Raw genomic sequence first — 9,660 nt, forward strand, 5'->3', positions numbered from 1 at the left:
CCGAACCGGTGGTTCCCATTGGCCTAACTGGCAGCTTTCAAGTTAGCGCTAACATCGCGGAGGGGGCTCGACGTGACGGGCCACGAGATGGAGTTCCTCGCCCGGGAGGCCAAGGCCGCGCTGGCGAAGGGCCAGTCGGCGCACCACCTCTTCGCCTCCCGCGACGACCTCCCCTGCTCGGAGCGCCCCTTCTACCGCCACGTCGAGGGCGAGGACATAGACGTCGCGAAGATGGGCCTGCGCAAGAGGGTGAGGCACAAGAAGCGCAACAGGAGGAGGGCGAGCAGGCACGAGGCCGCCTTCTACGAGGGCCGAACCCACGCCGACTGGCTGGCGCTCGGCGAGGGCGACCGCGCGCGCACGGTCGAGACGGACTGCGTCGAGGGCGCGGAGGGCGACCGGCAGGCGCTGCCCACGCCCCACTCCACCCGGCTGAGGCCCCAGATATGCGTCCTGCTCGAGAGGCACGACTCCGAGCGCGTGGTGGCGGCCCCGGACTGGCTGGAGGGCCTCCTGGGCGGCCCGGCGGGCTTCAGGAGGGCCTTCCCCGTCATCCTGACCGACCGCGGCGGCGAGTTCGACGACATCGCCGGCATCGAGCGCGGCGGGCGCTGCCGCGTCTTCTACACCGACCCGCAGCGCCCCGACCAGAAGGGAGGCTGCGAGAAGGCCCACGTCGAGTTGAGGAAGGCCATCCCGAAGGGCACCCCGATCGACGGCCTGGGGCTCGACGCGTGGATCCCGGCCGGCATCTGCTCGAACGTGAACTCGAGCCTGAGGCTGGCCATCGGCGACGCCTCGCCGATGGCCCTTGCGATGGTAGCGTTGCCGGCCGTACCCATCGAGGGGCCCGGTCTCGAACTCGTCCCGCCAGGCGAGGCCCGGTCTCGAACTCGTCCCGCCAGGCGAGGTCGAGCTGCGCCCGGAGCTCGTCGAGCGGCTCAGGAGGGAGAGGGACGAGGGGGGCGGCGACGCCAACGACTAACTAGGGGATAGTCCACGACGGGCGGCGGGCACTGGCACGGACACATTCGCGGGGGCGGGAGGCTGCACTGAGTCTGGCAAGGCGCGGTGCGGCCGCGATGGGTCATGCCGCGACTCCGCGCCCTCCGGCGCCGGAACTGCACTTAGCCCGCCAAAGGCGGGCCCCAGGGCACTGCCGACGCCACGCCTGTCTGCGCTTACCCTGACAGCTGCACTTACCCGCCAAAGATGCACTAGCTTTGGCAATCAACCCGCGGATTGCAGGGGCGGGCAAGGGCACGTGTGGCTTCTCGGCGAGTTGGACCTCCTGCTGGCCCTTCCCTACGGTGCATGGACGCTTACCCATCGAAAAAGGGGCAACGGGATTGCCCCCGTTGCCCCCCATAGACGTCTCCTTGCCTAGACGATCACACGCGGCGCGAGCTTAGTCGTTCGAGCGGTAGTTGCGATTGTAGCCGCCACGATCGGAGCTGCCGCCGCGGTAGCCGCCGTGGTCGTTGCCGCCGCGATAGCCACCACGGTCGCCACGGTAGCCGCCGCGATCGTTACCGCGATACCCACCACGGTCGCCACGGTAGCCGCCGCGATCGGAGCTGCCGCCACGGTAGCCGCCGCGATACCCACCGCGGTCGCCACGGTAGCCGCCGCGATCGGAGCTGCCGCGATACCCGCCCCGGTCATTGTTGCCGCGGTAGCCGCCGCGGTCCTTGCCACCACGGTCACCGCGGTCGCCCCCACGATCAAACGGCTTGCGGTCGCCGCGATCGTCGCGCTTCCTGGAAAGGCGCTCCTGCTCGCGCTCCTTCCAGTCCTCACCAATCTCGGTTGCAACGCCGGCCTCAATGCGGTCAAGGAGCGAGGCGAGCTCGTCCACCTCGTCATCCGTGAACCCATCAAGCGCGACGTTCTGGAGGTCGCGCAGCTTGGGCTGCTCCTCCTGGCCCTTCTCGCCCAGGGCAACGGACCCAGCGTTGCCATCCTCGTCCTCAGTTACCACGACGAGGTCATCGCTTGCCATGTTACCAAGCGTAGTCCCGAGGGACTCGGTGCCAATGCCGAGGACGGTCGACATCTCCTCGACGGAAATCTCGCTCTTGAGACGCAGAAGCGCGAGCACGCGCGCAACGTTGGCGTCGGTGGCCTCTTCCTGCTCCTTGCGGTTGTGACGGGCAATGTTCAGCATATGCTGGACCTCGCCGAGCTTCTCCATAATCTCTGCTCTTGTGGCCATGTACGATTTTCTCCTGTCTTGCGTGATGTGAGGGCCGTAGCCCATAAGTCCGTGCCCGCAGGCTGGGAATTGCCACACCTTTTCCTTTAGAAGCAAACTATTATTGCGGCAAAGCTGACCGCCCTTCCTCGGAATTGCTCGCCTACGCAAATTGACCACCTAGTTGGGAATCGCAGTGGAAGGGGTGCTTCTTGGAGTGCGTTGACGCCAGAGGGGCGATAGCCACAGGCGCGTGCAAAGAGACCTCCGGCACCAAGCCGGTGCCGGAGGGGCATTTCATGCGAGCAACGTGCTGTATATGCCTAGAAGTCGAACTCGTCCAAGCGCATGGGCTCGGTCTGGAAGCGCAGCGGCTCGAGCTCGTCGACGGTATGGTAGCCAGGGGCTGCGGCAAGCACCGTAGGGATGCGGTTCACGATGGTTGCGCAAGTGTGCTCGACCGTGGCGGGCTTCTCAACGTGGAAGGCGGTATCAGGCTCGCCGGAGATCTTCCAGTCGCACAGGTCACCATCATCCGGACCATAGACCTTGCCAATCTGCGAGGTCACGATATCGATGCCCTGGTAGGTCCTCGTAGTGACGCGCGTGTTCATGCCAAGGACCTTGCCTGCGGGGATGGTCGCGCCCATGGTCTCGGAGTAGGTGTCCCTCTCCGCGATGTAGGGGACGTTCTCCTGGATGACCTCGCTCACCGTGAGGCCCAGCTCCTGGGCCAGGCACTCGTTGGAGTTCCACACATAGGAGGGGACGATTTCCTCGGGGTGGGCTAGGGTCTTCTCGAACTCGTCGGCAGTGAGGCCAACGCCGTGCGCCTCAGCGAGGGCAAGACCGTATTCCTCAACGTTATACGAGACAGAGCCCTCAATCTTGGTGATGCTGTTGCAGGCGCCTGCAAGCAAGCCGACGATGCGAATCCAGAACACGTCCTCCATGCCGGCACCCACGATGGTCGCCCCGGTCTCCTTGGCAATGGCGTCCAGGCGGTTGGTGGTCGCAGCCGACGTAGTCCACGGGAACGTGGCCTCCTCGCAGGTGGTCACGACGGAGATGCCGCGACCCACGCACTTCTCGACCATGGGCGCAATGTCGTCTACCAGCGAGAAGAGCGTGACGATTGCGATGTCGGGCGCACACTCGTCAAGGACCTCGTCCGCATTGTCCGAGATCTTGACGCCGAGCTTCACCGGCAGACCGGCATAGTCTCCGGCGTCCATGCCCACGCGATCTGAGTTGGTATCGATGGCACCAACCAGCTGACCTCCGTGTTCGTGTAGGTAGCGAATGATGTACTTGGCCATCTTGCCGCATCCGTATTGGACAACCCTAACTGGTCTCTGACTCATAGGAACCCCTTCCCCACAGCCTGCTCTAGCCCCGCGGACTCGGAGCTTATTCTTTTGGTTCCCGAGAATCCGCGCACCGCCAGCCCTCATACGCCAAGCGGGCGGGTATACGCGGGCAACGGCAAGGCCGACAAGGGCATGCGCCCGAAGCACTCAATGCGTTGGCTGGGGCAGACGGTGCGTCCTGTCTCGGGCCCAGAATCATGCCAGGGGTATCTGCATGCCAGGGCATTGCCATGGTGGTGCTCTTTCTACTCTGCGCGCTGGCTCACGTGTGGCTTAATCGCGAGCGCCTTGAGAAGCTGCTGCACTCCGCGAACGAGAAGGACTAGCATCGGCGTGACCGCCCAGCCCCACTCCCGGCGTGGTGTTCTTGCGCATGTTGCAGCTCGCAACGGCTCTGACGCAACGGAGAAACACGTGGCGCCTAGGCTGTCTTTCGTCCTTGCAGGGAGAGGGGAGCCGCGTCGCATGACTGCATGGAAGCGCCTGGGTGACACCATCGCCCACAACATGGTGTTTCTCGTCCCACTCTGCCTGGCGCTTGGCGTCTGCACACCCAACGTGTTTATCCCGCTTAAGCCCCTTATCACGCCCATGTTTGCCTTTGTGACCTTCCAGGGTTCGCTGGGGAACAATTTCCACAACCTCGCACGCACCTTTAGGCGGCCCGCCCCCATGCTGGCTGCCATAGCTATCTCCCAGGTGCTTATGCCCCTCATGGGCCGGGTACTGGGAGGCCTTCTCTTCTCGGACCCCAGTATTGTCGCGGGCATCGTGCTTGAGTACTCCGTGCCTATCGCCGTCACCTCGACGATGTGGATTGGCATCTACGCAGGCGACATGCCGCTTGCCCTGGGCACGCTTCTCATCTCGACGCTCATCTCGCCCGTGACCATCCCTGCAACGCTTGGCCTTCTGGTTGGGGCCACGGTTCAGGTGGACGCCGCCGGCATGTTCATTGACATGCTGGTCATGATTGCCGTGCCCGCCTTGGCGGCCACGGCGCTCAACCAGGTAACGGACGGTCGCACCGAGACACGGCTCTCCCCTGCCCTGGCCCCTCTCGCCCGCATTTTCGTAATCCTGGTGATCACGACCAACTCCACGAGCCTTCACGACTTCATGTTCAGTCTCACGCCCGAGCTGGCCGGCGTCATGGTGTTTATCGCGCTCATGGCGTCTTCGGGCTACCTGTGGGGCTTTGCGGCAGCGCGCCTCATGGGCCTGGGACGCGAGCGATCCGTGACGCTCACGTTCTGCTCGGCTCTGCGAAACATCTCGGCGGGTGCCGTCATTGCGCAGACGTATTTTCCCGCAGCGACCATGTTTCCTGTGATGACGGGGACGCTCTTCAACCAGTTCCTTGCCGCCGTCTTTGGCCGCATGTTCTCGCGCACCTTCTCGTCGGAAACCGGCGAGAAGGACGCAGGCACATCAGCCGTGGCGACGTGTGCTAGGCCTGTTCGAGCGAATACGCGTAGTGCGAGCCCGAGACCCACTCGTGGTTGAGGAAGTCTCGCATGCAGAACTCGACGGCCTGCTCGTGATGGCGAACCAACCAGCCGAATGAGTCGTAGCTACCGTCATCGGCGAGGTAGGTCTCGCCCTGGGCGTAGGCGTAGGCCACAGATCCCGTACCCACAAAGAGGTTGGTGCCACGGCTACGCTGGACCACGTCGGGGTACGCATGGGTGTGACCGCTGAAGAGGATGGTCCCCGGGTGCGAGAAGATCACGGAGCGGACGTCATCGTCATCCTCGAGGGAGTTGTCGTAGCCCCACCCGCCGGGAAAGGAGTCCGTGACGGTGTACTTCAGGGGCTCGTGGACAAAGACAAGCGACGGCGCGCCCGCAGCCTCGTCCTCATCGAGAAGGCCCGAGAGCCAGGACAGTTGCGTAGGGCTGAGCCGAAAGGTGTCAGTTGACGAGACGTCATCGGGCGAGACGTACTCGTCTGGCCCGAGCACGATCACATGCGAGTCTCCCACGTAGCGGTCGTAGTAGACCGAGCTGTTGTTCGTCCTCCCCAGGAAGTTGGCGTGGAGGCTCTCGACGCCTTCTGGCGTATAGCTGCCGTCACCCATCTGCTCGTGGTTGCCCATCACGCAGGTGAACGACTGGGGAAACGAGAGGCCCGCAGCCTTTGCGCGCTGCTCGAAGATGTCGTACTGGTACTGGTAGCCGTTGTTGGTCAAGTCACCGTTGAGGACGATTGAGTCTACGGCATCCCAGCGCTGCACAATGTCATCGAGGGCGTTCTCAAGGTTGCCATCGTAGTCTGGCTCGTCATCGTCCACGTGCGTATCGCTCATGACCGCCATGGACGAGACAAGCGCGCCATACGTTCCCTCGGCGGCAGGCGCAGCGTCGGTCAAGGGTTCGAGGGCACGACCGTCCTCGCTTGCGGAGGCCGGATCGGCGGACGTGAACCCAGCGATGGCGGTCACGGATGCGCAGGCGATGGCACCCGCCTGGATGAACTGTCTTCTCGTGAGGCTCACGGTGGCTCCCCTCGTCGTTCAGCTACCTTGAATTCCAAGGTAGGACACGAGGCTTAAATGCCACTGAAGCGCCAACGCTCAAGAGGCCAAAATGGGCTAGGCAACACCGAAGCGGCGCAACGCTCGACAGGAGCTTAACGGGAGGTTATCGCTTGCTGAAATAAGACAAGGGGACTGTCTCCCTGTCTCACTTTACAGGCGCTCGGCCATATCGCGTACCAGGCGCTCCGTGCCCTCCCAGCCAATGCACGCGTCGGTGATGGACTGCCCGTACACGCCACCGCCCACGGGTTGGCTGCCATCCACGAGGTAGGACTCCACCATAAACCCGCGGAAGAGCCCCGCGACGCGATCGGAGCGCCGCACCGAGTCGAGCACCTCGTCCACGATGCGCGGCTGCTCAAGCGGCCTCTTGCCAGAGTTGTCGTGGTTGCAGTCGATAATCACCGCAGGGAACTTGAACTTCTCGGGATCGTACTTGTCCGCAAGGCGCTCGAGGTACTCGTAGTGGCAGTTGGGATACGTCGCGCCGTCCGGCCCCACGTAGCCGCGAAGCACCGCATGCGCAAGCGGGTTTCCGGTGGTCTCGACCTCCCAGTTGCGGAAGATGAAGGTCTGCGGCGCCTGCGCGGCATAGATGGAGTTGAGCAGCACCGCTGTGGAGCCGCCCGTGGGGTTCTTCATGCCCACGGGCATGGGCACGCCGCTTGCCACCAGGCGGTGCTCCTGGTTCTCAACCGAGCGCGCGCCCACGGCAACATAGGCGAGAAGGTCAACGAGATACTGGTAGTTGGCCGGGTAAAGCATCTCGTCGGCCGTGAACATGCCCGTCGCCTCCACCACGTGCAGGTGCATGCGCCGGATGGCCTTCACGCCTTCGAGAAGGTCCGCCGGGGCATCCGGGTCGGGGTTGTGGAGCAGACCCTTGTAGCCGGTGCCGCGCGTACGCGGCTTGTTGGTGTAGACGCGAGGTACCACAAGGAGCTTGTCCTTGACCTCATCGGCAAGCTTGGCGAGGCGCGTGACATAGTCAAGCACCGAGTCCTCGCGGTCGGCCGAGCAGGGCCCAGCCACCAGCAGGCGGCGCGAGGACTCGCCGCGGATAATGGCGGCGACCTCGGCATCGAAGGCGGGCTTTCTCGACGCCATCTCTGCGGAGAGGGGCATCTCCTCGCGAATCTCCATGGGGATGGGCAGGCGGCGCTTGAAGTGCATGGTCATGGTGGGTGGTTCCTCTCGTCGTGCTCGCAGGCTGCGCTCCGGCAAGAATTGCCACAGAGAAGGCCGCGATTTGTTCTCACACAGTATGACGTGGGCGAAGGACGGCGCATATCGGCAAGCGGCCACTCGTGCGCCTTCCGTAACATGCCCACAAGCCGCACGCCAGCAGCCGAGCGGCTGGGCATACTATGGCATGCGAGAGACGCGCCGGCTTAAGACGCCGACACCACACCAGGCCAAGGAGGCACCATGCCCTGCACCACCATCCTTGTTGGCAAGAAGGCCAGCTACGATGGGTCGACCATCGTCGCCAGAAACGAGGACTCCGCAAACGGCGAGTTCGACCCCAAGCGGTTCTGCGTCATCGACCCCAGGGGCCGCACCAGCTACACCTCGAAGATCTCGCACCTCACGGTGCCACTGCCAGAAGAGGGTGGCGCACGCTACACGGCCGTGCCCAATGCCGACCTCTCCCGGGGCCTCTGGGAGGAGGCAGGCTTCTCGACGCGCGGCGTGGCCATGAGCGCAACCGAGACGCTCACAACAAACGAGCGCGTGCTGGGCGCAGACCCGATGGTCGTCTACCGGCCGGCAAAGGGAACGCCCGAGAGTGACGGCTTCGAGCCCGAGCAACCCGGAGGCATCGGCGAGGAGGACATGGTCACGCTGGTGCTGCCCTATGCGCGCTCCGCTCGCGACGGCGTGCGCATCCTAGGCGAGCTCCTCAATCGCTACGGCACCCACGAGATGAACGGCATCGCCTTCTCGGACGTCGACGAGATCTGGTGGCTCGAGACCGTGGGCGGCCATCACTGGATTGCGAAGCGCGTGCCGGACGACTGCTACGTCACGATGCCCAACCAGCTGGGCATCGATTCGTTTGACCTGGCAGACGCGCTGGGCGAGCAGAACGGGCACATGTGCTCGCCAGACCTCGCGGGCTGGATGGGCCGCTTCCACCTGGACCTCACCCTGCGTGGCGAAGGCGATGACGAGATGGTCTTCAACCCGCGTGACGCGTTTGGCAGCCACTCCGACGAGGACCACCTCTACAACACGCCGCGCGCCTGGTCCATGCAGCGCTTCCTCAACCCGCATGCGCAGAGCTGGGACTCCCCCGAGGCGCCGCTTGGCCCCGAGTCCAACGACCTCCCCTGGGCAAGCGTGCCCGAGCGCAAGCTGACGGTTGAGGACGTGAAGCATGTGCTCTCGCTCCACTACCAGGGGACCGTCTTTGACCCCTACGGGCACATGGGCACCGAGGCCACACGCGGCCGCTATCGTCCCATCGGCATCAACCGCAGCAGCCAGCTCTCCGTGCTGCAGGCGCGTCCCTACGGGCCGAAGGCCGCACGCTACGTTCAATGGCTCGCCTTTGGCTCGAACCCGTTCAATGCGCTGCTGCCGTTCTACGCACAGGTGAGCCAGACGCCCGCCTACCTCGAACAGACCGACCCCAAGCACGTCTCGACCGAGAGCTTCTACTGGGCAAACCGCCTCATCGCTGCGATGGCTGACGCCAACTACGCCGAGTGCGTGCCCGCCATCGAGGCCTACCAGCAAGACGTCCAGGCCGAGGGGCAGCGCACGCTTGCGCAGACGGATGCGCGCGTGGGGTGCCAAGGGCTAGACGGCGTCGCTGCGATCGACACTCTTGAGGAGGCCAACCAGCACGTGGCAGACTACGCGCGCGAGAAGACCGACGAACTTCTCGCCAAGGTCCTCTACGAGCGCAGCATGCACATGGCCAATCGCTTCGCGCGCTCAGATGCGTAAGGCGAGGACAACGGCCAAGGCCACAGGGGGCGGCGCGAGGGCCGCTTGGGATGGCGGCAATGGCCGCCCCCGACGCTCGCCTGGCCACAGCCGGCGAGCGGCCGAGAACCCTACGCGGCTTCGCGCTTCTCGGCAAAGCCCAGACCCAGAAGCAGGCCAAAGGCCGCAAATGCCACGGGTGCCTTAATCGCTCCATATACCACCAGCGCAAACACGATTGCCACAGAGCCCGTGGCCACCGTCGCAATCACGGGGGCGAGAAGCAAGAACCCCAGCACGACCCAACCCAGGGCGGCAAAGAGAACGCGCGGCAGGTTCGACATGCGCAGGTGCGCAATCGAACCCGCCACCAGCGCCACCAGGGCACCCGCCGAGAACGCGGCAAGGCCGGACGAGATAGCGTACAGGTAGCTCAGCGGCAGGCTCGAGAGGATCGTGGTGATGTTTGTCTCGGGGTCGGTGTTGAACCAGACGAGAAACACGACGCTCACGACAAGCGCAACGGCAAAGCAGATGACGGCGGCGAGCACGGGCCTTCTCATGGTGACCTCCTATCTTCAAGTCGTTGCATCTGAGAGCCGGATACCGGATGCTTTGATGCA

9 protein-coding genes are annotated in these 9,660 nt (G+C 64.4%); 4 read left to right on the forward strand and 5 right to left on the reverse strand.

All coding sequences use genetic code 11. The features are described from left to right. Positions 1 to 72 precede the first annotated feature (72 nt). Complete coding sequence (locus ACO59D_RS12310; protein WP_485127230.1) at positions 73 to 996, forward strand: transposase; 924 nt, start codon at positions 73 to 75, stop codon at positions 994 to 996. 412 nt (positions 997 to 1,408) lie between these two features. Here the strand turns inward: ACO59D_RS12310 and ACO59D_RS12315 are convergent, their stop codons facing one another. Next, positions 1,409 to 2,215, reverse strand: a complete 807-nt coding sequence (locus ACO59D_RS12315; protein WP_485127231.1) for a hypothetical protein — start codon at positions 2,213 to 2,215, stop codon at positions 1,409 to 1,411. Positions 2,216 to 2,517: 302 nt separating this feature from the next. Then, positions 2,518 to 3,558: an NAD(P)H-dependent amine dehydrogenase family protein gene (locus ACO59D_RS12320; RefSeq protein ID WP_485127232.1), complete on the reverse strand. Its 1,041-nt coding sequence runs from the start codon at positions 3,556 to 3,558 to the stop codon at positions 2,518 to 2,520. 203 nt (positions 3,559 to 3,761) lie between these two features. On the opposite strand from ACO59D_RS12320, the gene ACO59D_RS12325 reads away from it, so the two are divergent. Further along, positions 3,762 to 3,890 (forward strand): hypothetical protein, encoded by a 129-nt coding sequence (locus tag ACO59D_RS12325; protein ID WP_485127233.1) that lies wholly within the window; start codon positions 3,762 to 3,764, stop codon positions 3,888 to 3,890. 139 nt (positions 3,891 to 4,029) lie between these two features. Next, positions 4,030 to 5,070: a bile acid:sodium symporter family protein gene (locus ACO59D_RS12330; RefSeq protein WP_485127234.1), complete on the forward strand. Its 1,041-nt coding sequence runs from the start codon at positions 4,030 to 4,032 to the stop codon at positions 5,068 to 5,070. On the opposite strand, the gene ACO59D_RS12335 is transcribed toward ACO59D_RS12330, so the two are convergent. Further along, positions 5,015 to 6,061 (reverse strand): metallophosphoesterase family protein, encoded by a 1,047-nt coding sequence (locus tag ACO59D_RS12335; RefSeq protein ID WP_485127235.1) that lies wholly within the window; start codon positions 6,059 to 6,061, stop codon positions 5,015 to 5,017. The genes ACO59D_RS12330 and ACO59D_RS12335 overlap by 56 nt on opposite strands. 192 nt (positions 6,062 to 6,253) lie before the next feature. After that, complete coding sequence (locus tag ACO59D_RS12340; RefSeq protein WP_485127236.1) at positions 6,254 to 7,282, reverse strand: 3-deoxy-7-phosphoheptulonate synthase; 1,029 nt, start codon at positions 7,280 to 7,282, stop codon at positions 6,254 to 6,256. A gap of 249 nt (positions 7,283 to 7,531) precedes the next feature. Here ACO59D_RS12340 and ACO59D_RS12345 point away from each other — a divergent pair, with 249 nt between their 5' ends. Next, a complete protein-coding gene (locus tag ACO59D_RS12345; RefSeq protein ID WP_485127237.1) occupies positions 7,532 to 9,058 on the forward strand; it encodes a C69 family dipeptidase in 1,527 nt (508 codons plus the stop codon). 110 nt (positions 9,059 to 9,168) lie between these two features. On the opposite strand, the gene ACO59D_RS12350 is transcribed toward ACO59D_RS12345, so the two are convergent. Beyond that, a complete protein-coding gene (locus tag ACO59D_RS12350) occupies positions 9,169 to 9,600 on the reverse strand; it encodes a hypothetical protein (RefSeq protein ID WP_485127238.1) in 432 nt (143 codons plus the stop codon). Positions 9,601 to 9,660: the final 60 nt, after the last annotated feature.

This window comes from Tractidigestivibacter sp., assembly GCF_057241865.1.